Below are 25,039 nucleotides of genomic sequence, written 5' to 3'. Positions count from 1 at the left end.
CTGTGGGCTGTCTCCGTCTGATGGCAGAAACCCTAACAGGCCCACAGTGGCATGTCTACACCGGCGACGATAGATTTTATCTCGCCGTGGGAAAGTGGTCGTTGTCGCTGGTCATGGGGTGGCCAGGCGGGTTCCGGTGGGGTTGGGGTGATCCAGTCGTCGAGGGTGTCGGCGAGTGGGTCCAGGTTGAGGTCGCCGAGGGTTTTCACGGCGGGAGGGCACTCGGGGCGGCGACGAGGGCGTTGAACCAGGCCTGGTGGTTGCTGAGCGCGGTGGCCACACCGATGTCACCGGGGCGGTGCCGGTCGAGGTGCGCGTGACCCCCGACAAGCAGTGACACGATCATTGTGCGCCCGCCCCGGCGCGGCCTGCTGATGCTTATCGGGCTCGGTGTGGCCTGTGGGGACCCCGAGGCGCATCATGTCTGGTATGGGCGATTCGCGCCGGTGTGATTGGTGCGGCTGCGTGCTGGAGCCGGAGGCGCTGGCCTGGACCCTGGCCTTCGAGACGGACGCTGGAGGCCAGGATCGGGTCCCCGGCGTGGAGGTCGTGCTGATCGCGTGTTCGCAGGAGCATCTGCAGGCCTTGCAGGCGGATTCTGCTCGGGCCGAAGGAGTGCGGCTATGACTACACCGACGGGCCAGCAGCCCACCACGGAGCCGCAGCGTAAGGGTGCCGCGTCCACGGCGCCGTCGCCGCGCAGTCCTGCCGTCTCGGAAGGCTCGCCGTTGGAGAGTAGCCAGGGAAAGACCACCGTCGCTGACGTGGTGGTCACCAAGATCGCCGGCAGGGCCGCCCGCGAGGTGAGCGGGGTGTACGGGTTCGGCACCGGCACGTCCCGCGCGTGGGGCGCGGTGCGCGAGCGCATCCCCGGCGCCCGGGCCTCCAGCAGCCAGGGAGTCTCGGTCGAGGTGGGCGAGCGCCAGGCCGCGATCGATCTGGTCATCGTGGTCGACTACGGGGTGGCCATCGCCGAGCTGGCCGCTCGGTGCGCCGCAACGTGATCGGCTCGGTGGAGCAGATGACCGGTCTGCAGGTCGTCGAGGTCAACATCGACGTCACCGACCTACAGCTGCCGGAGGACGACGAACAGCACCCCCTCCACGACGGGACGCGTCGAGTGAGGTGAGGGGTGATGCGGAGCTGGCTACGGTGGCAGGACTGGCTGGCCGCGCTGGTCGGTGTGGTGGTCGCGGTGAGCCCGCTGTTCACGGTGCCGTCGGCACCGGCGACGGCCGCGCTGGTCGTGCTGGGTGTGCTGCTGGTGTTCGCACCCGTGGTCCTGGGCTACACCGGCCAGCCGTGGGCGACGTGGACCTCGTGGGTCGCCGGGGTGGTGGCCATCGGCCTGGGTGCCGGGGCACTGCCGTCGGCGAGCAGCACGCACGGGCCACGAGGCATCTCGGTGCGATAACCAGCGGCGACGTCACCTCGTTCCCGCATGCTCCCGCGCTGCCGACGCAGTACCCGCCTGGGCCGAGCAACCCCTTCCGCCGCGGAGTCGTGACCGGTCAGCTGGGGGTGTGGGTGGTGATGGTGCGGCGTTGTTTGTGGCGCTGCTCGTAGTCGGCCACGGCGGCCTGCTCCTGCGGGGAGGCATCGCGCATACGAGGCAGGATCTCGTCCACGCTCATCTCGTCGTAGCCGGGCCAGGGTTCGTCGCCGCGCAGTTCGTCGATGCGGCGCAGGATCGTGGCCCGCGCCTTGTGGCGGGTTTCGTAGCCTTCGACCATATGCAGCTCGCGTTGCGAGAGCTGCGGTAGCTGCGCGGCGATGTCGGCGGCGGTGCGCTCGGCGTAGTCAGTGATCGGCAGATCCTCGGCGTCGGCAACGAGCCCGGCTGCCTCGCCCTCGGCGGACGCGACGCCGGGCACGCGGCGGGCCTGCCGCTCGGCGCGGTGCAACAGACTCTGGCCGTGCTCGGCCAGCTCGGCGTAGACATCTCGGGCGCGCTGGCCCCACTGGTCGCGGTGGCGCCAGGCTCGCCCCACATACCCTGCGGTGTCGGTGAGGGCCTCAACGGCCCGCGCGCTGGCGCCGAGCAGCGCGTAACCGACTCGCTGCGTTTCCCTCGCCCAGCCCATGTGTGCCCTTTCCGCGCCGGTGCTCTGCGCCGCTGCCTCCCGGTCGTCAGCCGCGGGAGCCATGGGTGGGGGCAGGCACCGTTGCTCGCCCTGACCGTGCCTGCCCCCACCCATTCACAAACACCTGCTACCCGCTCCACACCCCGGCTCAGCAGCACGGCTGAGCACCGATGGGTGACCTGCAGGAGCCGCAGCGGGATGTGTCCATGGTCCGGCCCGCCGAACGGGACGCAACTTGATCTCACCAGGCCCGATCGGGCGACATGCCGCCCCAGGTCATGAGGTGTGCCTGGCGGTAGGGGATCGCGAGGCGATTGCTCGGAAACCTCCGACGAGCTGATCCGCACGCAGGGGTCCTCGGCGTGCAGTTCGTCGTCGACGGCCACGGCCTCGGCCTGTTCGGCGGCATCGGCCGGGTCGGCCTCACCCGGCAGCGGCCTGGCGAAGGCTGCCTGCTCGGCGTCGGCAGCGGCCTCGACAGGGTCGGGAGGACGGATGTTCCACTTGGCCGTGATCGTTGTGGTCAATGATCGGCGTCCGGTGGTTGTTGGTCGGTGTGTTCGGCGAGTTGGTCTTCCAGGCTGATGATGCGGCAGGCCGCCGCGACGGGGGTGCCCTGGTCGATCAGGGTGCGGGCGCGGGCGGCGCGCCGCAACTGTCGGCGCGAGTAGCGCCGGTGTCCGCCGGCCGAGCGCTGCGGAGTGATCAGTCCTGCGTCTTCCAGGGAACGCAGGAACGGCTGGGTCACCTCCAGCATCTCGGCGGCCCGGCCCATGGTGTAGGCGGGGTAGTCGACGTCGTCGAACTTCTCCTCGGCGCCGGGCTGGTGCTGAGTCATCGATGCTCCCTGCCCCTCGAAAAGCCCCCGGCGCACCAGTGGTGCACCGGGGGCTGCGAGGGGGTTTCTACTCATTCACTGTGGCCGCTGACCTATCCGGGGGAGAAACAGGAGAGAGACGCGGCCTTGTCGGTACGGCGAATCGACGACCCCCTTCTCTCACGCGGTGCACGGACGGTTCCTCGGTGCCCGGGCGGGGACACCTGTTCTCCCCGCCCGGGCCTTGCCACTGCACTTGCCTACTTGCACGTACTTCCTTTGCGGCGCCGATTCGTCGGTGATGGCGCTGTATCCTCTCCGTCCTGATGGCAAAAACTCTAACAGCACCACACCGTCATGTCTACACCGGCGAGGGCAGGTTTTATCTCGCGGTGGGGAAGTGATCGTTGTTGCTGGTCACCGGGTGGCCAGGTGGGTGCCGGTGGGGCTGGCGGCGATCCAGTCGTCGAGCACGGCATCGGTGGGCGGGGAGAGGTTGAGGTCGGCGAGGGTTTTGGTGGCCGGTGGGGCCTCCGACCCGGCCTGCAGGGCGTTCCACCAGGCCTGGTGGTTGCTGACCGCGGTGGCCACGACGAGGCTGCCGGTGCCGGGGTGCTGCTCGAGCAGCCAGTCCAGCCGGTCGCCGGGCACGGCGGCGACGACAATGAGCTGGCCGTCGGCGGGGGTGGGCAGCGTGGCCAGCGCGGAGGAGGTCGGCTGGGTGGTCAATGCCGCGGCCAGCACCCGGCTGATGTGGGCGCGCGGCTCGGCGGCCGCGTCGAGGGCCTCGCGCACCCACATCCCCGGGGACAGGGCGTGTTCGGTGTGCTCGCCGACGTGTTCCCACGGCCAGGGTTCCACCCGGCGGGCCAGGGTCTCGGTCAGCGCCAGGCGCGCCGCCGGCAGGGATTCGGCCTCGACGGCGGTGTCGTCGGCGACCACGTAGCCGTACCAGCGACACCGCGGGCTCATCTCGCAGCGATACACCCGGTGCAGCGTGCTCATCACCGCATTGCTCCCTTCGCCAACTGAATCAACATCAGTCCGCCATGTCAGGGAAGGTGTACTAAAACACTTGAAAATCTAGCGTCATGGTTCCAGAATAGGTGGTGAAGCAGGTCAAGTACACCCGTGGAAGGAGTGAGTACCGATGACCATGGCCCTGGACCCGCTGTTTCGGGACCTCAACCGGCTGACCACTGAGGTGTTCGGTTCCAGCCGCGTGCCGCAGGCCATGCCCATGGACGTCTACCGCAGCGGCGAGAACTACGTCGCCGAGTTCGACCTGCCCGGCATCGACGCCGACTCGCTGGAGGTGCGCGCGGAGAACAACACGCTGACCGTGCGGGCCCAGCGGCATTCCCGTGCGGCCGGGGAGAGTGAGGTCGCCTACGTCTCGGCCGAGCGCCCGCGGGGCACGTTCTCCCGCCAGCTCTCCCTCGGGGACGGGCTGGATCTGGACAACATCAGCGCCGACTACACCGACGGGGTGCTCACGGTGACGCTGCCGGTGGCCGAGCAGGCCAAGCCCCGCCAGATCTCCGTCGGCCACGGCGGCGGCCACCACAAGGTCATCGAAGGCGGCGGGAGCAGCTGATCCGCCGCTGCTTTCCGCCGTGGGGTGGGCGCCCGAGGGGGCGCCCACCCCACACCGCGACGTCGTGAGGTGGTCCATGACTGATCCCCCTGCTCATCCCGGCACGCCGGAGGCCTTCGACGACGCCGACTACCCCGCCTACACCATGGGCCGCGCGGCCGAGATGCTCGGCGTGACCCCGGACTTCCTGCGCAGCCTCGGCCCCGCCGGGCTGCTGGACCCGAACCGCTCGGCCGGCGGGCACCGCCGCTACAGCCGCGCTGAGCTCGCCCTGGCCTCCCGGGTGCGGGCCCTGCTCGACGAGGACGGGATGAGCCTGCTCGTGGCCGCCTGCCGACTGGCCCGCACCGAAGCCGACCTCGCCCACGCCCAACAACGCCTGGCCGAGCTGGACCACACCCACCACAGCGATCGCCCCGCGCGGAAAGGAGACCGGTGATGGTGCGCCACCGTCGCGACGACACCCACGTCGAGCCCGTTGCCGAGGTCGATCCCGCCGACGAGGCCGAGCACACGGCCCTGGAGACTCCGATGCCGGGTGAAGCCGACCCGGTCGATGCCACCGAACAAGCCGAACCCCTCGCCCTCGACGACGAACTCCGCGCCGAGCCCCCGGCGTGCCGGCCGACCCGCCCGAGAATGCCGAGTAACCACTCCTGCGGTTTGCCCAACCAGGACCTCCCATGACGCTCAATGCCCGCACCCTGCTCAGCGGGGTCCTGACGGTCCTACTGGCCTATTTCGTGCTCACCGCGCCCGCCTCGGCCGCGAAGTTCACCCGGGGCCTGCTGGACCAGCTGGCCCTCGCCGCCCGCAGCGGCATGACCTTCCTGCAGCACCTCGGCACGTAAGCGTGGTGTCGAGCTCGGCGCCACCACCGGCCAGCGAGCAGGACCGAGGCATTCGGGGACGGCGCGGGAGGGGCATCGCGGGTGAGCGACGAGATCGATGGGTAGCGTGCCGGGACCGGATCCCAGTGAGAAAGGTGGTGCGGTGTGGCCGAACCGACCCCCAACCAGACCCAGATGACCGTCGACGACCTCGCGGCCGTGCTGACCCAGCTGCAGGAGACCGAGGCCGGGGACACGCCGGTGGCGGTCAACGTCGGCAACCAGCTCGTGCTGCCGGTCCTGCAGCACTACGCGGTGCGGTTCCACCACGGACAGTCATACCTCGAACTGCGCGCCTCCGACCTGCCCGCCACCGAGTAGCACCCAGCGCCACGGCCTGCACACGGAATCGCCTGCGCGAGCATCGGCTCGCCGTGCGTCCCCCGAACGAGTAGAGATCAGCACACCAGCGCAAGGGTGCGTGGTCACGGTCGTGTGCGGCGTGTAGGGTCCAGGGTGGTCGTTGTTTCTGGGTTCGTGTTTCGCGCACGCTCGCAGGATGTTGATGCGGGCGCGCAGCTGTCTTTGGTTGTCGCTGGAGTAGGCCGCCGTCTGAGATCCCGGCCCGGGGCTGTCGCGTGGTGTGGCGTCCCGTGATCCCTCCTAGCTCCCGAACGGAGACGCACATGACTCAGGGAACCGTGAAGTGGTTCAACGCGGAGAAGGGCTTTGGCTTCATCGCCCCCGACGCGGGCGGGCCGGACGTGTTCGTGCACTACTCGGCCATCGATGGCAGGGGTTTTCGCACCCTCGAGGAGAACCAGCAGGTGACCTACGACGTCACCCAGGGCCCCAAGGGCGCCCAAGCCGAGCTCGTCCGCGCGGTCTAAAGACCCCGCTGACTCGCTCCCTGGCCCGCGCGCCTCGCGTGCGAGCCGGGGAGCCGGGCGCCGCCGACGCTGCTGGGCGTACCCGCCCGCTCATGCGGTGGGGGTGACGGCCCCGCGCCGAGCGACCCACCAGCACAGCAGCACATCGGCGCCGCCCCGTGACGCCGCTGCCCACCCCAGGGCGCATGATCGTCGGGCACGCCGCTGGTGTTGCACACCGAGACACTCTTGTTCCCCCGGTCGAGCCAGTCCGTGCCCAGCGCGACGGCTCCCGGCCCTTCCCCAGCTTGCGGCCTGCAGCCGCGACGCACCGCGTCCGCGCCAAGCCGTGAGATCCTTCTGAGCGTATTGGAGCCCCCATGCGGGCCATCATGATGTCCCTGACCACCACGTCTGCTGTGTTCACCGTGGATGGTGATCTCGCCGGTCCCGACGTCGCCGGGCTGGCCGAGCGGCTCTGGCCGCACCTGCTGACCGCGCCACCGGCCACGGTCCTGGACCTGGGCGCGGCCGCCACCATCGACAGCGCAGGCGTCGACCTGCTGGCCGCCGCGCACACCTACGCCGCGCACCGCGGCTGCGCGCTGCACATCATCAACGCCGCACCACGCGTGCAGCGTGCGCTGCACGCGGCCGCAGCGAGCACGGGCCCGGTGATCGGCCCCCACACGGAGTCGGCCACAGCCACGGCACCCATCGAGGCGCCGCGGCCACCCGCGCACGGCGGTGATGGCCTGATGCGTCCCATCCGGCACGTCGCAACGACGTTGTCCGACGATGCCTGGCAGATCACCGGTGCCGACGGCCAGCACACCGCGCGGGTCATCGGCACCGCCGCCGACGCCGTCGCCCGTGCCCACCACCAGCTCGCCGCCTACGGCGGAGGCCGTGTGCTGGTCACCGACACCGACTGACACCACCACCCCCGCACCGAGCCCCGCATGCTCATGGTGCGACCCGTGCCGCAGCCGCACCCGGCGACGCGGCGACACACACTCTGTCCGGAAAGGACGCCCTATCAACTTCTCCGCTCCCGTGCACCCCAGCACCCACCCACGGCCCGACCGCACCCGCGCCGACCGGCGCACTCCCGCACCGCGCCGCGAGCTGCGCGCGCCGAGGCCGGTCGCTGCCGTGACCTTCCTCGAACCCACCCTCGCCCGCAGCAACCCCGACCCCCGCCCCCGACGGGCAGACCGCAGCCACGACACCATGCGCCGGCTGCGCACCCCGTTCACCGCAGACGAGGCCAGTCACCGGTGATCGACAACACCGGTAATCGAAGCACCGATCGGGGCCACGACGGAGCTTCGTATCCTGCTCGCGTGAGCGACGTTCTGACCACACGGCGCGCCCATGCTTCGGTCAAGCCCAGGGTGCGGGGGTGGGTGCACCTAGTTGTTCTGTCCTGAGAGGTTGGGAATGCGGTGGGTGGGTGGGCCGCTGATGCTGGTGTGGTGTCGGTGGTGGTTGTACCAGTGCAGGAAACCGGGCAGTGCGGCGCGTCGGGCGGTTTCGCTGGTGTAGGCCTCGGCGTAGGCCCACTCGTCGAGCAGGATGCGGTTGAAACGCTCGACCTTGCCGTTGGTCTGTGGCCGGTAGGCGCGGGTGCGCAGGTGGCGCGACGCGGTGGCGGCCACCGCTGCGCGCCAGGCGTGTGAGCGGTAACAGGGGCCGTTATCGGTCAGGACCCGCTGGATGTCGGTGATGCCTTGGGCACGAAACCACGCAGCGGCGCGGCCCCAGAATGCGGCGGCGGTGTCTTTGGTTTCATCCGCCAGGATCTCGCTGTAGGCCAGCCTGCTGTGGTCGTCGACGGCGTTGTGCAGGTAGCCGTAGCCGAGCACGGGTTTGCCGTCTCGGCGCTGGGTGCTGCTCGTGCGCTGACTGTAGCGCGTGCCCACGGCCCGCCCGTGGATCTTGTGCCCGCCGCCGTCGGGAATGTTGCCGAGTTTTTTGACATCGACGTGCACCAGCTCGCCCGGCGCAGCCCGCTCATAGCGGCGGATGACCCGGCCGGTGGCGCGGTCCAGCGCACGCAGCCGGGCCACCCCGTAGCGGGTCAGCACTCGGTGCACCGTGGAGACCACCAACCCGAGGAATCCGGCGATGCGGGCCGGACCCCACCGGCGCAGCACGCGGACTTTGATGATGCGCCGCTCGGTCCGCGTTGGCGTGCGCCGCGGACTGGTGCGGGGGCGACTGGAACGGTCGACCATGCCCGCCTCGCCGTGGGCACGATAGCGATCCGCCCACCGCTTGGCCGTACCGACCGCGACCTGGAATCGCTCCGCGGCCCGGGCCAGCGGCCAGCCGTCGTCGACGACACACCGGGCCAGCCGCAGCCTGCCAGTCTCGGTCAACGGGGCGCCTGCGGTGACACACGAGGACCTCCAGAGCGTTCGGTGCAGATTGTGGTGATCCACACCGAACCCGGAGGTCCTCCCTTACTCCAAGACCATTCCCTGGCGTGTCGCCCGTTCACAACCTCCGTGGTCAGTACACCTAGCTGCGGCGGGTCCTGCGTGCCGCCGAACGGCTGGATTCGGCACGCGACCGGGCGATCGTGCGCACGCTGTACTACGCCGGCCTGCGCGCAGCCGAGCTCGTCACCCTCGACGTCGACGACGTGCCCACCACCGCCCGCACCGGCACCATCCACATCCGCGCCGGCAAGGGCCGCCACGGCGGCAAACCCCGCATCATCCCCACCAACCCGGAGCTGCGTCGCACCCTGACCGACTGGAAACACACCCGCCGCGCCGGCGGGGCGGGCCCGAGCGAGAACGCGGCACTGTTCCTCAACCGCTACGGCGCGCCAGGCTCTCCGCCCGCTCGGTCGGCGACATCGTCTCCAGCCTCGGAGAGGCAGCCGGCATCGAATCACTGTCCCCGCACGTGCTGCGGCACACCTTCGCCACCGACATGCTCCGTGCCGGCGCCGACCTCGTCCTCGTCTCCGAACTTCTCGGCCACTCCCGCACCGACACCACCAAGACCTACACCCGCTCCACCGCAGCCGACCGCCAACACGCCGTCACGCTCCTGCACACCGATCGCTGAAATATTGGGAGAAGTTGCAAAACCAGGTCAGTGCGCGTCGTGGCAGGTTTCTGCCGTATTCCGGCCGTCCCCCAAGTCCTGCAGGTGGTTCTCGGTGTACCAACCGTTGCGCAGGAAGGTTGGGAGGATGGCGGAGATGGTGCGCGCTATGGTCAGCAACAAGACACTCTGGCGTGATCAACTGCCGAGGTGGTGACCTGCACAGACGCAGCCAGGTTGCGGCCTGTAGCAGGCTCCTTACCAACACCCCGATAATGAGGTCTTCGCCGGGAAGTTCCCACAGGGCACCGAGATAGCCATCGGGCTTGCGTCGGAGGGCCTGGTCACCAGGCGGTATCGAACACGTTGGCGTCGGGATGATGTGCGAGGGCCGCGGCGAGTCGGTGTCCGGCGGCGACCGCATCCGTGGCCAGTGTCGAAGCCAGGGCGCCTCCCGACGGCAGCGGCACGAGTGACCACCAGGGGCCGCTCGTGGCGGCAGGCGGATCGTGCTCCCACACCACGGTCTCGGTGGCCAGTACACGTGAGCCCGCGAGGTACGCGGGACCGGACTCCCACTGGGACGAGCCGACGGCGAGTTGCTGCTGGAGCAACGGGACGTCCTCGCGGACGACGCGTGTGGTCGTGGTGAGCGCGCCGGAGGGCTCTCCGTGCCGACCGAGGATCAGCGTGTCCCGGCACCGCACGCGGGCCCGGGTACCCAGCCGGACGTCGAGCTCCGCGTGGTGCTGGGCACGTGCGATGACGACGGTCGGCTCGGGCAAGTACTCGACGAGCCCGTCATCGGCGACCTCGATCCGCACCGTGGCGCGGCTCGCAGCCGGATGCTGTCCGGGCAGTGCCAGGGTGGCCGCCGTGCCTCGAAGCCGCAGTCTGGCGCCGGGACCCACCCGCACCCGGAGCTCGACCTCATCCCCACCCAATGGCGTGGCGGCCGAGCTGACCAGGTGCACCACCGCGGCCCCGTCACGCGAGGCTGCGGCGGTCCGCCTCGGCACCAACGTCATCGGTGCTTGGGAGCGTAGGTGGCGGACGACGGACCGGCCCTGCGGTCCGAGGTCGACGGTGAGCTGTGCGGCGGCCTTCACTGCCCGGCACTACACGTTGCGGCGAGCGGAAGATCGGTCATGAGCTGACGGCGGGTCCACTCCGCGACGTCGGGTGCGCCGGGCGTGCGGGTGAGCGACTGGGCGATGACCGGCCGGTCGCCGCGGACGCGGTGCGCGTCGGAGACCATGAGTTCCATGTCGGCGCCCACCTGCTCGGCCAGGTCGACCTTGTTGATGACCAACAGGTCCGCGGTGGTGACCCCGGGGCCGCCCTTGCGAGGCACCTTGTCCCCACCGGCGACGTCGACGACGAAGACCTGCCGGTCGGCCAGCCCCCGGCTGAAGATCGCGGTCAGGTTGTCGCCACCGCTTTCCACGATCACCAGGTCGAGGCCCGGGTGACGGTCCGCGAGCCGGTCGACGGCATCGAGGTTCGTCGTGATGTCGTCGCGGATCGCTGTGTGCGGGCAGGCACCGGTCTGCACGGCTTCGATGTGGTCGTCGTCGAGCACGCCCGCTGAACGCAGGAAATCGGCGTCCTCGGTCGTGTAGATGTCGTTGGTGACGACGGCAAGATCGACCTCGGCGCTGAGTGTGCGACACAGCGCCGCCGTCAGCGCGGTCTTGCCGCTACCGACCGGGCCACCGATCCCGAGCCGGAAGGGGCGACCGTCCTGCGGTGATGCGGTGAACGGGTCCCCACCGGCCGCTGTCTGGTCGAAGTTGACTGGGTGGGTATGGCCGTGGTCGTGGTGATCATGAGGCAAAGAGACGCACCCTTTCTCGGTGATGGCGGTCGTGTTCCTCGGCGAACAGGTCCAGCGCGGGCGTCCCGAGATCGGGCAGGTCCGTCGGGTCGGTTCCAGCGCTCCCGGCGGCGTCGTCGGCGATGTCGTCGAGTTCGTCCCCGAGCCCGGCGACGGCGGCGTTGACGGCCATCGGGTCCAGTCCGAGCAGTCGCACGCCCGCCGAGGACGGGCCGCTGATCGCCAGGTATCCGGCGGCCAGCGCGGCGTCCCTCGGGCAGGCTCCGGCGGCGGCGGCGAGAACGCCGAGCACGATCGGATGGTGTGGTCGTGGGCAGGTGGTGACGAGCGCATCCAGAGCAGGCGAGGGCCAGGCGGCTCGTCCCGCGCGGACCGTTCCCCGCCCCTGCGCGCGCGAGGCTTCACGCTGCGCCGGGGACGGGGTACGGGCGTCGAGCTCCACGTCGAGCGACGTCCAGTGTGCGCGGTTGCCGTCGTGGGCCGCCGTGTGCGCGGCAGCGGCGGCGAACACGGCTTGCACAGCGCCCGCCGTGTGCAACCGGCCGCGCAGGAATTCCTGTAACCCGGCGGTGTCGGTGATCAGGCCACGAGACGCGGCTTCTTCGACGCCACCGGAATGCGCATGGCCACCACCCGGGAAGCGGGCGTCAGCCAGCGCCAGGACGGCCAAACCCGCCTGCATTCGCCCACACCTCCTTGCCCGTTCGCCGGTTTCTCTGGTGCCGGTGCCCATCAGAACAGCGAGTACCGCTGCGCCAACGGCAACTCGTCCACCGGTTGCGGTTCGACGAGTTCGCCGTCGAGGAGCACCGCGAAGCTATCCGGGTCCACGCGGATGTTCGGCGTCGCCGAGTTGTTCACCATCTGCGCCTTGCCCACCGCGCGGGTGTCGCGCACGGCGATCAGACTCCTGGTCAGGCCGAGCCGGTCGGGAAGTCCGGCGTCCAGTGCGGCCTGCGCGACGAAGTGGACGCTGCTCGACGCCGCCGCTCGACCGGATCCCCCCCACATCCGGCGGCCGTAGTACGGCTGCGGCGTCGGGATCGACGCGTTGGCGTCGCCCATCTGAGCCCAGGACGAGAACCCTCCCTTGAGCACGTGCTCCGGTCGGACGCCGAAGAACTTCGGTTCCCACAGCACCAGGTCCGCCCGCTTGCCGATCTCCACGGACCCAACCTCGTGGTCGATGCCGTGCGCGAGGGCCGGGTTGATCGTGTACTTCGCGACGTAGCGGCGGGCGCGGTGGTTATCGGCCGTCGTGTCGCCGGGCAGCGCACCACGACACCGCTTCATCACGTGCGCGGTCTGCCAGGTGCGCAGGACGACCTCACCGATCCGGCCCATCGCCTGCGCGTCCGAACTGATCATCGAGATCGCCCCGAGGTCGTGCAGGACGTCCTCGGCGGCGATGGTGCTCGGTCGGATGCGGCTCTCGGCGAACGCGAGGTCCTCCGGGACCGCCGGGTTGAGGTGGTGGCACACCATGAGCATGTCGAGGTGCTCGTCGATGGTGTTCACCGTGTGTGGCCGGGTCGGGTTGGTCGAGGACGGCAGCACGTTCGGTTCAGCCGCCACCTTGATGATGTCCGGTGCGTGCCCACCGCCCGCGCCCTCGGCGTGGTAGGCGTTGATCGACCGCCCGTTGATCGCGGCCAATGTGGATTCGAGGAAGCCCGTCTCGTTGAGCGTGTCGGTGTGGATGGCAACCTGCACCCCGGATTCCTCGGCGCCGCGCAATGCGCTGTCGATCACTGCGGGCGTGCACCCCCAGTCCTCGTGCAGCTTCAGGCCGCCCGCTCCGCCGCGCAGCTGCTCGGTCAGGGCTTCGCCGCGCATGGTGTTGCCCTTGCCGAGCAGCAGGATGTTCACCGGAACCTCGTCCAGGGCTTCGAGCATGCGCCCGAGGTTCCACGAACCGGGCGTGACCGTGGTGGCCCTGCTGCCTTCCGCAGGGCCGGTGCCGCCACCGATGAGGGTGGTCATCCCGCTCGCCAGCGCGCTGTCGACCGCGTCGGGGCACAGGAAGTGCACGTGGCAGTCGATCCCTCCGGCGGTGAGGATCTTGCCGTTGCCCACGATGATCTCGGTACCGGCACCGATCACCAGGGCCGGGTCCACGCCGTCGGAGATATCGGGGTTGCCCGCCTTGCCGATTCCGGTAATGCGCCCGTATCGGATGCCGACATCGGCCTTCACCACGCCCCAGTGGTCGAGGATCGTGGCTCCGGTAATGACGACGTCCGGTGTTCCCTCGGCCCGCGTGGCCACGGACTGCCCCATGGACTCGCGGATCACCTTGCCTCCGCCGAACACCGCTTCGTCGCCGGACCCGCCCGGACCGAGACACCGGTCCTCAGTGACCTCGACGAGCAGGTCGGTGTCGGCGAGCCGGATACGGTCGCCCACCGTTGGACCGAACAGCTCGGCATACTCGTGGCGGTCGAGTGCCGGTGCGTCGTCTGCTCCTGTCATGGGTGTCCTTCCCCCTCGGCGCCGTACACTAGTTCCCCTGGTTCGCTGCACCGGCAGTCGAGGTGACCTGCCCATTCCAGCCGCAGGCCGTGGACCGTGCGTGCACCGCCGAGAGGAACGAGGGCGACCTCGCGTTCCACTCCTGGCTCGAAACGCACAGCGGTGCCCGAGGCGATGTCGAGCCGGTGACCCCACGCGGCTTCGCGGTCGAAGCGCAGCTCGCGGTTGGCGGCCGCGAAGTGGTAGTGCGACCCGACCTGTACGGGTCGATCGGCGGCGTTGACCACGGTGATCCGTACGCGCAGGGCGCCCGGCTGCTGCGGGACCGGGGTGTCGCGGAGAACGAGTTCCCCAGGAATCACGGTGCCTCCTAGGCGATTGGGTCGTGCACGCTAACGAGCTTCGTGCCGTCCGGGAACGTGGCTTCGACCTGGATGTCACTGAGCATCTCGGGTACGCCGTCCATGACCTGCTCGCGGGCCAGGACCTGACGACCGCTGGACATCAGCTCGTCGACCCGCCTGCCGTCGCGGGCGCCCTCGGTGACGTGGTCGGTGATCAGCGCGACCGCCTCCGGGTGGTTGAGCCGCAACCCTCGGTCGAGCCGGTCCCGGGCAAGCTGGGCCGCGACCCGAATGAGGAGCTTGTCGCGTTCATGCGGTGCGAGGTGCATGGCTCTCCTGATACGCCGGTATCGCTGGTCCTGGCAGGGGTCGTGTGCGGCGCGTTCACTGGGCCGGCAGCAGGTGTTGACCGGTTCGGTCGGTGGTGACGCACAGGGAACAGATCACCGCGTCGTGGGCGTAGCACGCGAGCATGTCCGGCCGTTCAAAGTCCTGCTCGCACACGTGGCAGGTATAGGTCGTGTCCACGGGCGTTCCGTGGGAGTCGAAGCGCGGCTCGTCGATGCCGTCGTCGGTACGGCGCAGGTAGTAGCGCCCCCCAGTCGCGATCGCCATTACCGGTGTGAGAACCACTGCGATCGCCACGGCAGCGATCGGCGAGTAGGGCTGGAGCGTCGTGCCGAACGCACCGAAGTACATCGCGATCGAGGTGATCGCTGAGGCAAGGAAGGACACGACGCCGACTGGATTGACAGCGTGGAGCATGCCCCGCCTGAACTCCGGTTCCCGCGGCGACAGCTTCAGCACGAACTTGTTGACGAGGATGTCGGTGGCGACCGTGACCACCCAGGCGATCGCGCAATTGGCATAGAAGCTCAGTATCGAGCTGAGGAAGGCGAACATGTTCGCCTCCATCAGCGCGAGCGCAACTCCCAGGTTGAACAGTACGAATACCGTCCGCCCCGGGTAATGCCCGGTGATCCTGGTAAACGAGTTCGTCCAGGCCAATGATCCCGAGTAGGCATTCGTCACGTTGATCTTCACCTGGCTGATGACCACGAGGACGACGGCGAGCGGGATCGCCACCGCCAACGGCATGAACAGCCCGTACACGTTCATGAACTGCTGCACGGGTTCGGTTGCCGCCGCTCCGGCGAGCCCCATAATGTAGACGGCCAGGAACGCGCCGGTGGCCTGCTTGAGCGCTCCGAAGACCACCCAACCGGGACCGGCCAGCACCACCGACATCCACCACGAGCGCTTGTTCTCTTCGGTGCGCGGGGGCATGAACCGCAGGTAGTCAACCTGTTCACCGATCTGCGCCATCAGCGACAGCGCGACGCCCGCGCCGAGCATCACCGATCCGGCATTGAGCCCTGCGCCGCCGCCTTCCGAGCCGGTGAACGCGAGCCAGTCCGACACCGAGCCGGGATCGGCGATGACCAGATAGCCCAGCGGCCCGATCATCAGCAGCAGCCACACCGGCGTCGTCCAGACCTGGAGCTTGCTCAGCGCCTTCATCCCGTGGATGACCAGTGGCACGACGATCAGCGTGGTGATCAGGTAACCCAGCCAGAGTGGAACACCGACCCCGACTTTGAGGCCCTGAGCCATGATCGCGCCTTCGGTGGCGAAGAAGATGAACGTGAAGCTACCGAAGATCATGCTGGTGAGAACCGAGCCGTAATAACCGAAACCGGCGCCGCGGGTGACCAGATCGAGGTCGATGTTGTAGCGCGCGCCGTAGTAGGCGAGGGGGAGTCCGGTGGTGAAGATGATCAGCGCTGCGACCAGGATCGCCACCAGCGCGTTGAGTGTGCCGTAACTCAGCCCGATCCCGGCGCCGATCGAGAAGTCGGCAAGATAAGCAATCCCGCCGAGAGCCGAGCTCGCCACGACGCCCGGTTTCCACCGCCGATAACTACGCGGCGCGAACCGAAGCGTGTAGTCCTCCAGTGTTTCGCGGGTCTGCTTCGTGTGCTGGCTGGTGGACACCTCGTCGACGACCATCCCCGTCCTCCCTCGATTCGATGCGCTGGCGGGAGTGTGGACGGCCGATGTTTCCGTTCCACGTAAGTGATGTTTCCGCGATATGAAGACTGGTGTGACACCGGCGTTGAATAGGGGTCCCCGCCGGACGCGTACGGTTGGGAACCCTCACTGAGACAGCACCGCCCGGCCGACACGGACGCGGGACGAAGCCATGATCTGGTGTTTCTCTGATCAGGACTGCCTCAGATACCTAGTGTGATGAGTCAGTAGTTCGGTGTATGTTTGTGTGCTGGGACGTCGAGGACCGCGTTTGCCTGATCTGAACCTCACCGAGGTCGAGCGGCGGACGTTGGAAGGCTGGGCGCGTCGAGGCAAGACGGCGCAGGCGATCGCGTTGCGGGCACGGATCGTGCTGGCCTGTGCCGATGGCGTGTCCAATATGGATGTGTCGCGAACGTTGCAGATCGCGCCGCCGACGGTGACCAAGTGGCGACGCCGCTTCGTCGAAGACCGTCTGGACGGGTTGTCCGACGAGCCGCGGCCGGGCGCTCCGCGCACGATCACCGATGATCACGTCGAGCAGGTGATCACTACGACCTTGGAACAGGCCCCGCCGAAGGGCGATACGCACTGGTCGACCCGGTCGATGGCCGAGGCAGTAGGGATGTCGCAGACCGCGATTTCGCGGATGTGGCGGGCCTTCGGACTGAAACCCCATCAGGTGGACACGTGGAAGTTGTCCACCGATCCGCAATTCATCGACACCGTCCGCGACGTGGTCGGCTTGTACATGGACCCACCCGAGAACGCCCTGGTGCTGTGCGTGGACGAGAAATCCCAGATGCAGGCCCTCGGCCGCACCGCTCCCACCCTGCCGATCATGCCCACCACTCCGGCACGTCAGGCCCACGACTACGTGCGTCATGGCACGACCAGCCTGTTCGCCGCCCTGGACATCTCCAGCGGCTCTGTCATCGCCGCCCACCACCGGCGCCAGGAATTCTTGAAATTCCTGAAAACCATCGACAAAAATACTCCCGCCGAGCTGGACCTGCACCTGGTTTGCGACAACTACGGCACTCACGAAACACCGGCCATCAAGAAATGGCTCCTGGCCCACCCGCTGTTCCACGTGCACTTCACCCCGACCAGTGCCTCCTGGCTCAATTTGGTGGAACGCTGGTTCGCCGAACTCACCACGCGGCAAACTCCGCCGCTCGGCCCACCGTAGTGTCGACGAACTCGAAGCCGACGTCACCGCCTGGATCGAAGCCTGGAACGCCGACCCCAAACCCTTCATCTGGACCAAGACCGCCGACGAGATCCTCGACACCCTCGCCACATACTGCCAACGAATCAACGACTCACGACACTAGGGGTAGGAACCGAATACGCCAGGTTCGGGCCGTCCGCACCAGTTGGGCGGTAAAACGCCGCGCTGACCAGCGGTGGTCGTTGCGGCGGCAGGATCGGTGACCGGCGTGCTAACGGCGGACTACGGGGACAGCGCTACCGCAGTGAGCAGGGCAAAGAGACTGCCACGGCCCGTTTCAGCCGAACTCCGTTCCTACCCCTAGCAGCGAGGTACGACAAGTACCACTCGTACATCTCGTACTGTCCGTACTTGTTGTGGAAAAGTCATGCTCGTACGATGGAGGCATGAGTGTGGAAGCGATACACCAGAACGACTCGTCCGACGAGATCGAGGTGAACCTCTCGACCGCCCGGCCACACCTGTCCGACTACGCCGAGAAGGCCAAGGACGGCCAGACGGTCTATCTGACCAACCGGGGCAAGCGCGTCGCCGCGCTCGTGCCGGCCGACGTCGCCGAAGCTCACGCCGACGCCGAAGACGCCTACTGGGCGCGGCGGGCCCGTGAAGCCGAAGAGTCCGGCACCCTCTCCTGGAACGAGGCCATTGTCGCCCTGGAGGGCGGCGAGGCGTGAGCGGCTGGCACCTCGAGATCACCCGGGACGCCCTGAAAACCCTCGGCAAGATCGATAAGCCGATGCGGCGCCGCCTGCAGACCGCCATCGACAACCTCGCCGACAACCCCCGCCCGAACGGGGTGGTCGCCCTGACATCCGAGCCCGGCTACCTGCGGCTGCGCGTCGGCGACTACCGCGTGATCTATCGCGTCGAGGACGAGCGCCTCGTCGTCGTGGTCGTCGACCTCGGACACCGCCGCGAGATCTACGATCGTTGACGACAAGACACCGGGATCACGGCACTGAGCGGTATTGGGGTTTGAAGAAGAACCGGGGGGATTGAACGTTATCGCTGGTCACCAGGCTGGCTCAGCTTCCGTCGGAGGCTGGTCACGTGCTCGTCTCCGAAGCTATGACCAGCTATGATGTTCACTAGCGTTTAATCTGTCACGGATTTTCCCCAGACCCCTACTCAGACCCCGATTCGCGGTGCGGCGCCGACCCTGCGGCTGGTGATCGCCATGGCGCTCCTCGATCGCAGCGGCGACGCGAGCGGCATGGGAGAACGGACGGTAGAAAGGTCGGCGGATCCGCCGCCCCGAGGGGGCGTTCGTACCGCCACGGGAAGACCCCGGCCGAAGAGGCAGGGGCCAACTCCGCACAGCAATGCGACGGCTCGGAACACGGTTCTACACGTTTTCCGAAACGGTTACATCCGTGGTTCGCTGTTCGCGCTCTCGTCCTCCGTGACGGCGTGCAGCGTGCGCAGGATCCCTGCCTCCGGCCGGAAGCGTTGCGCCAGCGCATCGGACGGCATCGACGACGGAACGTGCGCCGAAACCGCCCCACCGTGTCCCTCGAGCAGCACCTCTGCGAGCCGCAGCCAGTGGTCCCCTGATCGCATCGTGTCGGAGGTCCACTGGAGAAAGGTCTCCGAGGGAACCAGGGCGCAGTCCCAGCCCGCCTCGTGGAAGAGGCGCTGGAGTTCCTGAGGGCTCGGTGGAGCGGGATGGGTGACCTCGTAGACGTGCTGCGCACACAGGTCGAGGGCCCGGCAGGCGATCGCGTGGGCGACGTAATCGACGGGCGAGCCGGTGCCGATCCCGTCGTCCGGCAGCGAGCGCGATTCCACGACCGCCCGGAAGATGTGGTACTCCCCTTGGCGTTTGTTCATGGTGCCGCACTCCGCTCCGGCGATGACGACGCCGGGGCGGAACACCGCCGTTGACAGCCCCCGTTTCCGCGCGGCCTCGACCAGGTGCTCGGCGGCACGCTTGCTCATCCCGTACCCCTGGAGCGCTCTGTCGTCGTCCCAGTAGTTCGCGTCGAGCGGCGGCGACACGTCGTGCACCGCCTGGGTCGACACGAGCGAGAAGCGTTGATGACCTCCCGCGGACGCGAGTTCGAGAAGTTGATGCACCCCGCCGACATTCACCCTGGCGAGCTTGCGGAACGGCGCGAACCAGTCGACTGCGGCCCCGTTGGCCAGCACCTCGGTGGTCTCGGACGCGACCTTCCGGAACGTGGCTTCGTCCATGCCGAGCCGGTGCTCTCCGAGATCACCGGCATAAACCGTCACCCGGTCTTCGAAGACATCATCCAGGTGCGAGAGCCCCCACTGGCGCAACGACCGGCGAACCCGCTCACGGGCGCCGTGATCGTCGCGGGCGCGCACCACGGCCACGACCCGTTCGACCTGTGGATCTTCGAGGAGCGCGTCGACGAGATGGGCACCGAGAAAGCCCGTCGCCCCCGTCAGCAGGACGGACCGCGCCGCCGCGTTATGCGGCTCGAACGAGAGCTCTCGAGTCATCGACAACCATGGTTCCGCGACGTACTCGGCGATCGGCGTGGGATGCGACCCGTCCGCGCTCCGGTTCGTGGCCGGTGCGCCTCCGGCGGCGTCGTCCGATCCGCCCTCGGTCGCCGCGCCGAGCTCGTCGACGAGAAAGCGCGCGAGGTCACGGGGCTTCGGATGATCGAGGAGGACCGAAGCGGGCAACCGGGCACCGACGAGTGATCCGAGGCGGTTCCTCAGCTCGACCGCCATCAGCGAGTCGAGGCCCAGGTCCTGCACCGGTCGATCGGGCGCGATTCCCGCTGGACCCGCGAGATCGAGGATGGCGGCGAACTCGCCCTGCACGATCTCGAGCAGGGCATCCTCGCGCTCGGCGGCGGGCAGTCGCCGCACCGTCGCTGCCAGTCCTCCGTCGGCATGCCCGGCCCCGGCGGCACGGCGCTTCGGGACGCGGGCCAGCGCACGCAAAATCGACGGCGTTGCTCCCGGCTGCACGCTCGCCGTCCGCTGGAGCGCGGCGCGATCGAGCGGCACCGGCGCGAGAAACGCGTCCGGTCGGCGCAGCGCGTCGTCGAACAACCGTAGCCCGAGCTCATCGTCGATCGGCAACAGCCCCATGCGGCGCAGCCGAAGCTGAAGGAGGTCGTCGAGCTCGGTGACCAGCCCCGCCTCGACCCACGTCCCCCAGCCGAGGCTGAGCCCCGGTAGGTCCTGGCGCCGCCTCCGGGCCGCCAGCGCGTCGAGGGATGCGTTCGCCGCCCCGTAGTTGGCCTGGCCCATCGCGCCGAGAGTTCCCGCCGCCGAGGAGAACAGGACGAACGCGTCGAGGGAGGCGTCGCGGGTCAGCGCGTCGAGGTGGAAGGCGGCGTCCACCTTCGGGGCAAGCACCCTGTCGACCTGCTCGGGGGTGAGTTCGGGCAGGAGTCCGTCGTCGACGACCGCTGCGGTGTGGAGCACTACGGAGAGCGGGTTTTCCTCCGGGATCACGTCCAGTGTCGTTTCGAGGTCCGTGCGATCGGAGACGTCGCAGGTCCGCAGCGTGACGGTCTCCGCCCCGGCGGTCTTCAGCTCCTGGACGAGGTCCTCGGCGCCCTCCGCCGCAGGACCCGACCGCGACACGAGCATCAGGTGCCGCAGACCGAAGTGCCGCACCAGGTGCAGGCTGGTCACCCGCGCGAGGGCACCCGTTCCACCGGTGACCAACGCCGTGCCGTCCTGGTTCCAGGCGGGCCTCGGCCGTTCCGTGCCGCTGTCTACCTGGGTCAGACGCGGGGCCGAGACCGCGTCGCCGCGGACGAGGAGCTGGTTCTCGTCGGCAGGGAGCGTGTCAAGCAGCCGGCGGAGGGACTCGTCGTCCGCACGCGCAGCGTCGAGATCGACGAGCACGAGGTCACGATCCGGGTGCTCGGTGTGGAAGGAGCGGCCGAGACCCCAGAGCGCAGCGGAGGCCGGGTTGGCAGGCGCGTCGTCATGGTCGGCGACCCAGGCTTCTCGCGTGAGCCAGACGATGCGCGCGTGCTCGAGCCCGTCGGTGTCGAGCACGCCCTGGAGAAAACCGAGTCCGCGATGCGTGACCTCCCGCACGGCGGCCGCTGTGGGCGCCACTTCCGGCCATCGGACCACGAAGACCGGGTTCTCGTCCCGCGCCTCGGCGGCGAGGGTGGTGAAGTCGGGCGCGTGGACGTCCACCTCACGGAATACCGCGGGGGTCGCGGTGGCGGAGCGGAACCGCACCGGACGCACATCGACCCGGTAGAGCTGCGGCCGTTCACCCCCGACGGTGGCGCGAACCTCTGCCGCGGTCACGGAACGCCGCGCGACGGCACCGACCGTCGCCACCGGCGCACCGCTCGGATCGAACAGGTCGATGCTCACCTCCGGACCGCCGACGCCGGTGATCCGCGCGCGAACCGTCGTCGCCCCGACCGCGTGGAGCCGCACGGCACGCCACTCCACCGGCAGGCGGACGTCGTCGCCCGAGGCAGCGTCGGTCCCTTCCAGCGCCTGGAGCGCAGCGTCGAGGAACGCCGGATGAAGGCCGAAGCCGTCGACCTCGCCCACGCTCTCCACGCCAACGGTTTCCGGCAGCGCCACCTCCACGAACAGGGCGTCACCGTCCTGCCAGATCCGCCGCAGGCCGCGCATCGCGGCTCCTGGCGTCCATCCTCGCGTCGCGAGCGTCTCGTACAGGTCGTCCACGTCGAGTTCGGTCGCGCCCTTCGGCGGCCACGGCGGGGCATCGGTCGCCTCCTCCGGCATGGCCGCGGCCAGCGTTCCGACAAGATGGCGCTTCCACGCCACTGGGTCATCCTCTGCCCGGCTGTGCAGCGAGAAGGCCCGCGTCCCGTCGTCCTGTTCCGGCTCAAGAGTGAGCTGTAACCGCCGCGCCGCACCTTCGACGGCGAGGGGCGTGTCGAGCGATGCCTCCCGCACTCCCGCGGCATCGTTGCCCGGCACGGCCGAGACCGCGTGCAGGACCGCGTCGACGAGCGCAGCGGCAGGAACCATCGTCGTGTCGAAGACGTCACCATCGGCGAGCCACCGGGTCGACGGTGAGACCCGGCCGGTGAACACGGCACCGCCATCAGGCCGGTCGGTTCGCCCGCCGAGAAGGGCGTGCTCGGACGTGTCCAGACCGAGGTCGGTGAGATCCGAGACCGTTGTCCGGTCCATGTCGAGCCAGTAGTGCTGCCGCTGGAACGCGTAGGTGGGAAGCGTCACCGGATTCGCCCCGAGGTCGGCGTAGACGGCAGGCCAGTCGACGGCGATCCCGTGCGCGAAGAGCTCCGCCGCCGCGACCCGGATACGGCTCGCGGCACTCTTATCGCGATGCAGCGAACCCACGACCCCCGCATGAGCACTGCCGCTCAGGGCCGCGACGAGCAGCGGATGCGCGCTCAGCTCGAGGAACGCCGTCTCGTCACCGGGGGCGAGTGCGTCGAGCGCCTGGTCCAGCCGCACCGGCAGGCGCAGGTTGTCCGCCCAGTAGGCGCCGTCGAGCTCGTTTCCGTCGAGCCGTGCACCCCGTACTGTCGAGTAGATCGGGACCCGGCCCTTGCGCGGCGCGAGGTCCGACAGCTCGGATCTGATCGTGGCGAGGACCGGGTCCACCTGCGGTGAGTGGGAGGCGTAGTCGACCGCGATGCGGCGGCAGAACACGCCTTCCGCTTCCAGCTCGGCGAGCAGCGCGGCGAGCGCGTCCGAGTCGCCGGCGACCACCGTCGACTCCGCGGTGTTCACGGCAGCCACCGACAGGCCCCCGTCCCGCTCGGCGAGGCGCCGCTCTACCTCGTCGACCGGCATTCCGATGCTGCCCATCGCGCCGTCGCCATCGAGACCGCGGACCAGCCGACTGCGCACACTGACGACGCGGGCTCCCTCTTCGAGGCTCAGCGCCCCTGTGACCACTGCGGCGCCCACCTCGCCCTGGCTGTGCCCGATGACCGCGGCAGGGGAAACGCCCCACGACTCCCAGAGCTCGCCGAGCGCGACCGACACCGCGAACAGCAGTGGTTGCGCCACGTCCACCCGCGCCATCGCCGCTCGCTGCTCGTCGTCGCCGGCCTCGAGGAGTTCGACCACGGAGAACCCGACATGCCCGCGGAGTGCCTCGTCGCACTCGGCCAGCGCCTCGCGGAAAACCGCCTCCTGGAGCAGGGAACGGCACATTCCCGGGTACTGGCTACCCTGCCCGGGGAAGACGAAGACCGGCTGGGTCCGCTTCGCGGCGGCCCGCACTGTTCCGGTCGGATGCGCTCCCGCAGCGCACGCACGCAGCTGCTCGACCGCCTCGGCCGGTTCGGAAGCCGGGACGACGAGTCGGTCCCAGAACGCGTCGCGGGTCGTGACCAGGCTGCACGCGACGTCGACAAGGGAACCCGACTGGTCGTCGTGGGACCGGGCGTCGAGATGGTCGGCGAGCCTCGCCGCGTTCGCGCGCACCGCGTCCTCGGAGTGCCCCGACAGCACGAGCGGAACGGCCGCGAGCGTCGGCGTGTCCTCGTCCGCCGCGATGCGGCGTTCGGGTTCGTCCGCCGCGGATGTCGTCGGCGCCGGGGGCGCCTCCTCGACGATGACGTGCGCGTTGGTCCCGGACAGGCCGAACGAGCTCACGCCCGCGCGGCGGACGTGCCCCTCCCGCTTGGGCCACGGCTTCGGCTCTGCGAGGAGCTCGATGTTGCCCGCGGACCAGTCGACGTGGCGACTCGGCTCCTCGGAGTACAGCGAACGCGGCAACAGCTCATTCCGGAGCGCCAGCACCATCTTCATCACCCCCGCCGCACCCGCCGCGGCCTGCCCGTGGGCGAGGTTCGACTTGACCGACCCGAGGTACAGCGGTGCCTGCTCGGAATGCGCCGCGCCGTAGGTCGACAGCAGGGCGTGAGCCTCGATGGGATCGCCGAGGGTGGTGCCGGTCCCGTGCGCTTCGACCGCGTCGACGTCGGAGGGAGACAGGTCGGCCGATTCGAGCGCCGCTCGGATCGCCCGTTCCTGCGAGGGACCGTTCGGTGCCGTGAGCCCCTGGCTGCGGCCGTCCTGGTTGACCGCGCTGCCGCGCAGTACAGCCAGCACCTCGTGGCCTCGTCGCTGCGCGTCGGAGAGGCGTTCGAGCAGCAGTACGCCGCACCCTTCTCCGAATCCCATGCCGTCGGCGTGGTCGGAGAACGCCTTGCAACGACCGTCGGAAGCCATGCCCCGCTGCCGACTGAATTCGACGAAGCCTGCGGGGCTGGTCATCACCGTCACTCCACCGGCGAGCGCGAGGTCGCACTCGCCCCTGCGGAGTCCCTGCATCGCGAGGTTGACCGCGGTGAGGCACGAGCTGCAGGCGGTGTCCACCGACACCGCAGGCCCCTCGAGCCCGAAGGTGTAGGAGATCCGCCCCGAGGCGGCGCTCGGCAGCGATCCCGCGGTGGTGTGCCCGTCCAGCTCTTCGAGGTCACTGGTGGCGTAGAAGTTCGGGAAGATGCCGGTATACACACCGGTCGAGCTGCGTGCCAGCGACGAAGGGCGAATGCCCGCCCGTTCGAAGGTTTCCCACGCCGTCTCGAGGAGCAGGCGCTGCTGCGGGTCGATGTATTTCGCCTCCCGCGGACTGATCCCGAAGAAGGCGGGATCGAACTCTCCCGCCTCGTGCAGGAACCCTCCCTCATACCCGTACGACTTACCCGGCGCGTCCGGATCCGGGTCGTAGAGGTGCTCACGATCGAAGCCGGGCCGATCCGGGAACGGCGTGATCGCGTCCCTGCCCTCGGTGAGGAGGTGCCAGAGGTCCTCCGGTGTGTGCGTGTCTCCCGGATATCGACATGCCATCGACACCACCGCGATCGGTTCGCGCATCGAGGCGATGAGCGCGCGTTTTTCCTGCTGTAGCCGCTCGGACTTCTTCAGTGCGGTTCGAAGGGCT

25 protein-coding genes and 4 pseudogenes are annotated in these 25,039 nt (G+C 69.0%); 16 read left to right on the top strand and 13 right to left on the bottom strand.

Going from position 1 to position 25,039, the window contains the following annotated elements:
* Positions 1 to 205: 205 nt before the first annotated feature.
* On the bottom strand, positions 206 to 346 hold the full coding sequence (locus JOF55_RS23075; protein WP_310278620.1) for a hypothetical protein: 141 nt from the start codon (positions 344 to 346) through the stop codon (positions 206 to 208).
* 83 nt (positions 347 to 429) lie between these two features.
* Between JOF55_RS23075 and JOF55_RS23070 the strand changes: the two genes are divergently transcribed.
* The 3 genes and pseudogenes from JOF55_RS23070 to JOF55_RS23055 all read left to right on the top strand — a co-directional run bounded on the left by JOF55_RS23070 (position 430) and on the right by JOF55_RS23055 (position 1,414).
* Positions 430 to 627, top strand: a complete 198-nt coding sequence (locus JOF55_RS23070) for a hypothetical protein (protein WP_310278617.1) — start codon at positions 430 to 432, stop codon at positions 625 to 627.
* Positions 624 to 1,129 (top strand): annotated as a pseudogene (locus JOF55_RS23065) (Asp23/Gls24 family envelope stress response protein). The gene JOF55_RS23070 and the pseudogene JOF55_RS23065 overlap by 4 nt, the downstream one beginning before the upstream one ends.
* A gap of 6 nt (positions 1,130 to 1,135) precedes the next feature.
* Positions 1,136 to 1,414, top strand: a complete 279-nt coding sequence (locus tag JOF55_RS23055) for a hypothetical protein (RefSeq protein ID WP_310278607.1) — start codon at positions 1,136 to 1,138, stop codon at positions 1,412 to 1,414.
* 97 nt (positions 1,415 to 1,511) lie between these two features.
* Here JOF55_RS23055 and JOF55_RS23050 read toward each other — a convergent pair whose 3' ends face one another.
* Positions 1,512 to 2,198 carry a hypothetical protein gene (locus tag JOF55_RS23050; protein ID WP_310278604.1) on the bottom strand — a complete coding sequence of 229 codons (687 nt, stop codon included), beginning with the start codon at positions 2,196 to 2,198 and terminating at the stop codon, positions 1,512 to 1,514.
* A 248-nt stretch (positions 2,199 to 2,446) separates the two neighbouring features.
* On the opposite strand from JOF55_RS23050, the gene JOF55_RS23045 reads away from it, so the two are divergent.
* Complete coding sequence (locus tag JOF55_RS23045) at positions 2,447 to 2,614, top strand: hypothetical protein (RefSeq protein WP_310278601.1); 168 nt, start codon at positions 2,447 to 2,449, stop codon at positions 2,612 to 2,614.
* Here JOF55_RS23045 and JOF55_RS23040 read toward each other — a convergent pair.
* Positions 2,608 to 2,922 carry a MerR family transcriptional regulator gene (locus JOF55_RS23040; protein ID WP_310278598.1) on the bottom strand — a complete coding sequence of 105 codons (315 nt, stop codon included), beginning with the start codon at positions 2,920 to 2,922 and terminating at the stop codon, positions 2,608 to 2,610. The genes JOF55_RS23045 and JOF55_RS23040 overlap by 7 nt on opposite strands.
* Before the next feature lie 396 nt (positions 2,923 to 3,318).
* Positions 3,319 to 3,906: a hypothetical protein gene (locus tag JOF55_RS23035; protein ID WP_310278595.1), complete on the bottom strand. Its 588-nt coding sequence runs from the start codon at positions 3,904 to 3,906 to the stop codon at positions 3,319 to 3,321.
* Between the two features lie 145 nt (positions 3,907 to 4,051).
* On the opposite strand from JOF55_RS23035, the gene JOF55_RS23030 reads away from it, so the two are divergent.
* From JOF55_RS23030 to JOF55_RS22995, 8 genes are all read left to right on the top strand, one after another.
* Positions 4,052 to 4,498 (top strand): Hsp20/alpha crystallin family protein, encoded by a 447-nt coding sequence (locus JOF55_RS23030; protein WP_310278592.1) that lies wholly within the window; start codon positions 4,052 to 4,054, stop codon positions 4,496 to 4,498.
* 76 nt (positions 4,499 to 4,574) lie between these two features.
* Positions 4,575 to 4,937: a helix-turn-helix domain-containing protein gene (locus tag JOF55_RS23025; protein WP_310278589.1), complete on the top strand. Its 363-nt coding sequence runs from the start codon at positions 4,575 to 4,577 to the stop codon at positions 4,935 to 4,937.
* Positions 4,937 to 5,185: a hypothetical protein gene (locus JOF55_RS23020; RefSeq protein ID WP_310278586.1), complete on the top strand. Its 249-nt coding sequence runs from the start codon at positions 4,937 to 4,939 to the stop codon at positions 5,183 to 5,185. Before JOF55_RS23025 ends, JOF55_RS23020 begins: the two co-directional genes overlap by 1 nt.
* The gene (locus JOF55_RS23015) at positions 5,182 to 5,349 is read left to right on the top strand and encodes a hypothetical protein (RefSeq protein WP_310278583.1); all 168 of its coding nucleotides are present in this window, start codon (positions 5,182 to 5,184) and stop codon (positions 5,347 to 5,349) included. The genes JOF55_RS23020 and JOF55_RS23015 overlap by 4 nt, the downstream gene beginning before the upstream one ends.
* A 144-nt stretch (positions 5,350 to 5,493) precedes the next feature.
* Positions 5,494 to 5,709, top strand: coding sequence for a hypothetical protein (locus tag JOF55_RS23010; protein WP_310278580.1), 216 nt, complete (start codon positions 5,494 to 5,496; stop codon positions 5,707 to 5,709).
* Positions 5,710 to 6,014: 305 nt separating this feature from the next.
* Positions 6,015 to 6,218 carry a cold-shock protein gene (locus tag JOF55_RS23005; RefSeq protein WP_310278577.1) on the top strand — a complete coding sequence of 68 codons (204 nt, stop codon included), beginning with the start codon at positions 6,015 to 6,017 and terminating at the stop codon, positions 6,216 to 6,218.
* 359 nt (positions 6,219 to 6,577) lie between these two features.
* On the top strand, positions 6,578 to 7,132 hold the full coding sequence (locus JOF55_RS23000; RefSeq protein ID WP_310278574.1) for an STAS domain-containing protein: 555 nt from the start codon (positions 6,578 to 6,580) through the stop codon (positions 7,130 to 7,132).
* A gap of 121 nt (positions 7,133 to 7,253) precedes the next feature.
* Positions 7,254 to 7,481 (top strand): hypothetical protein, encoded by a 228-nt coding sequence (locus JOF55_RS22995; RefSeq protein WP_310278571.1) that lies wholly within the window; start codon positions 7,254 to 7,256, stop codon positions 7,479 to 7,481.
* Positions 7,482 to 7,612: 131 nt separating this feature from the next.
* On the opposite strand, the gene JOF55_RS22990 is transcribed toward JOF55_RS22995, so the two are convergent.
* The gene (locus JOF55_RS22990) at positions 7,613 to 8,629 is read right to left on the bottom strand and encodes an IS481 family transposase (protein WP_310279064.1); all 1,017 of its coding nucleotides are present in this window, start codon (positions 8,627 to 8,629) and stop codon (positions 7,613 to 7,615) included.
* A 155-nt stretch (positions 8,630 to 8,784) separates the two neighbouring features.
* On the opposite strand from JOF55_RS22990, the pseudogene JOF55_RS22985 reads away from it, so the two are divergent.
* Positions 8,785 to 9,281: pseudogene (locus JOF55_RS22985) on the top strand (tyrosine-type recombinase/integrase).
* Between the two features lie 323 nt (positions 9,282 to 9,604).
* On the opposite strand, the gene JOF55_RS22980 reads toward JOF55_RS22985, so the two are convergent.
* From JOF55_RS22980 to JOF55_RS22950, 7 genes are read right to left on the bottom strand one after another with little or no spacing between them, the layout of a single operon-like run.
* The gene (locus JOF55_RS22980) at positions 9,605 to 10,369 is read right to left on the bottom strand and encodes an urease accessory protein UreD (protein ID WP_374727597.1); all 765 of its coding nucleotides are present in this window, start codon (positions 10,367 to 10,369) and stop codon (positions 9,605 to 9,607) included.
* On the bottom strand, positions 10,366 to 11,097 hold the full coding sequence (gene ureG / locus JOF55_RS22975; protein ID WP_310278565.1) for an urease accessory protein UreG: 732 nt from the start codon (positions 11,095 to 11,097) through the stop codon (positions 10,366 to 10,368). The genes JOF55_RS22980 and ureG overlap by 4 nt, the downstream gene beginning before the upstream one ends.
* Positions 11,087 to 11,779, bottom strand: coding sequence for an urease accessory protein UreF (locus JOF55_RS22970; RefSeq protein WP_310278563.1), 693 nt, complete (start codon positions 11,777 to 11,779; stop codon positions 11,087 to 11,089). The genes ureG and JOF55_RS22970 overlap by 11 nt, the downstream gene beginning before the upstream one ends.
* Positions 11,780 to 11,829: 50 nt before the next feature.
* Positions 11,830 to 13,569, bottom strand: coding sequence for an urease subunit alpha (locus tag JOF55_RS22965; RefSeq protein ID WP_310278559.1), 1,740 nt, complete (start codon positions 13,567 to 13,569; stop codon positions 11,830 to 11,832).
* Positions 13,566 to 13,931, bottom strand: coding sequence for an urease subunit beta (locus JOF55_RS22960; RefSeq protein WP_310278556.1), 366 nt, complete (start codon positions 13,929 to 13,931; stop codon positions 13,566 to 13,568). Before JOF55_RS22960 ends, JOF55_RS22965 begins: the two co-directional genes overlap by 4 nt.
* A gap of 8 nt (positions 13,932 to 13,939) precedes the next feature.
* Positions 13,940 to 14,242, bottom strand: a complete 303-nt coding sequence (locus JOF55_RS22955) for an urease subunit gamma (protein WP_310278554.1) — start codon at positions 14,240 to 14,242, stop codon at positions 13,940 to 13,942.
* A 55-nt stretch (positions 14,243 to 14,297) separates the two neighbouring features.
* Complete coding sequence (locus tag JOF55_RS22950; RefSeq protein WP_310278551.1) at positions 14,298 to 15,923, bottom strand: purine-cytosine permease family protein; 1,626 nt, start codon at positions 15,921 to 15,923, stop codon at positions 14,298 to 14,300.
* A gap of 271 nt (positions 15,924 to 16,194) precedes the next feature.
* Between JOF55_RS22950 and JOF55_RS22945 the strand changes: the two are divergent.
* The 3 genes and pseudogenes from JOF55_RS22945 to JOF55_RS22935 all read left to right on the top strand — a co-directional run bounded on the left by JOF55_RS22945 (position 16,195) and on the right by JOF55_RS22935 (position 18,112).
* Positions 16,195 to 17,281 (top strand): annotated as a pseudogene (locus tag JOF55_RS22945) (IS630 family transposase).
* A gap of 283 nt (positions 17,282 to 17,564) precedes the next feature.
* A complete protein-coding gene (locus tag JOF55_RS22940) occupies positions 17,565 to 17,852 on the top strand; it encodes a type II toxin-antitoxin system Phd/YefM family antitoxin (protein WP_310278548.1) in 288 nt (95 codons plus the stop codon).
* The gene (locus tag JOF55_RS22935; RefSeq protein ID WP_310278545.1) at positions 17,849 to 18,112 is read left to right on the top strand and encodes a type II toxin-antitoxin system RelE family toxin; all 264 of its coding nucleotides are present in this window, start codon (positions 17,849 to 17,851) and stop codon (positions 18,110 to 18,112) included. The genes JOF55_RS22940 and JOF55_RS22935 overlap by 4 nt, the downstream gene beginning before the upstream one ends.
* 431 nt (positions 18,113 to 18,543) lie before the next feature.
* Here the strand turns inward: JOF55_RS22935 and JOF55_RS22930 are convergent.
* Positions 18,544 to 24,978 (bottom strand): annotated as a pseudogene (locus JOF55_RS22930) (SDR family NAD(P)-dependent oxidoreductase); the annotation flags it as partial.
* Positions 24,979 to 25,039 lie beyond the last annotated feature (61 nt).

The organism is Haloactinomyces albus, from assembly GCF_031458135.1.
Classification (GTDB): Bacteria; Actinomycetota; Actinomycetes; order Mycobacteriales; family Pseudonocardiaceae; genus Haloactinomyces; species Haloactinomyces albus.
Note: the sequence above shows the minus strand (reverse complement) of the source record. Positions and strands in the feature narration are given on the sequence as shown.

Coding starts and splice junctions, on each gene's coding strand:
- JOF55_RS23075 (WP_310278620.1), bottom strand. CDS start 346: ATGATCGTGTCACTGCTTGTCGGGGGTCACGCGCACCTCGACCGGCAC.
- JOF55_RS23070 (WP_310278617.1), top strand. CDS start 430: ATGGGCGATTCGCGCCGGTGTGATTGGTGCGGCTGCGTGCTGGAGCCG.
- JOF55_RS23055 (WP_310278607.1), top strand. CDS start 1,136: ATGCGGAGCTGGCTACGGTGGCAGGACTGGCTGGCCGCGCTGGTCGGT.
- JOF55_RS23050 (WP_310278604.1), bottom strand. CDS start 2,198: ATGGGTGGGGGCAGGCACGGTCAGGGCGAGCAACGGTGCCTGCCCCCA.
- JOF55_RS23040 (WP_310278598.1), bottom strand. CDS start 2,922: ATGACTCAGCACCAGCCCGGCGCCGAGGAGAAGTTCGACGACGTCGAC.
- JOF55_RS23035 (WP_310278595.1), bottom strand. CDS start 3,906: ATGAGCACGCTGCACCGGGTGTATCGCTGCGAGATGAGCCCGCGGTGT.
- JOF55_RS23030 (WP_310278592.1), top strand. CDS start 4,052: ATGACCATGGCCCTGGACCCGCTGTTTCGGGACCTCAACCGGCTGACC.
- JOF55_RS23025 (WP_310278589.1), top strand. CDS start 4,575: ATGACTGATCCCCCTGCTCATCCCGGCACGCCGGAGGCCTTCGACGAC.
- JOF55_RS23020 (WP_310278586.1), top strand. CDS start 4,937: ATGGTGCGCCACCGTCGCGACGACACCCACGTCGAGCCCGTTGCCGAG.
- JOF55_RS23015 (WP_310278583.1), top strand. CDS start 5,182: ATGACGCTCAATGCCCGCACCCTGCTCAGCGGGGTCCTGACGGTCCTA.
- JOF55_RS23005 (WP_310278577.1), top strand. CDS start 6,015: ATGACTCAGGGAACCGTGAAGTGGTTCAACGCGGAGAAGGGCTTTGGC.
- JOF55_RS23000 (WP_310278574.1), top strand. CDS start 6,578: ATGCGGGCCATCATGATGTCCCTGACCACCACGTCTGCTGTGTTCACC.
- JOF55_RS22970 (WP_310278563.1), bottom strand. CDS start 11,779: ATGCAGGCGGGTTTGGCCGTCCTGGCGCTGGCTGACGCCCGCTTCCCG.
- JOF55_RS22965 (WP_310278559.1), bottom strand. CDS start 13,569: ATGACAGGAGCAGACGACGCACCGGCACTCGACCGCCACGAGTATGCC.
- JOF55_RS22955 (WP_310278554.1), bottom strand. CDS start 14,242: ATGCACCTCGCACCGCATGAACGCGACAAGCTCCTCATTCGGGTCGCG.
- JOF55_RS22950 (WP_310278551.1), bottom strand. CDS start 15,923: ATGGTCGTCGACGAGGTGTCCACCAGCCAGCACACGAAGCAGACCCGC.
- JOF55_RS22940 (WP_310278548.1), top strand. CDS start 17,565: ATGAGTGTGGAAGCGATACACCAGAACGACTCGTCCGACGAGATCGAG.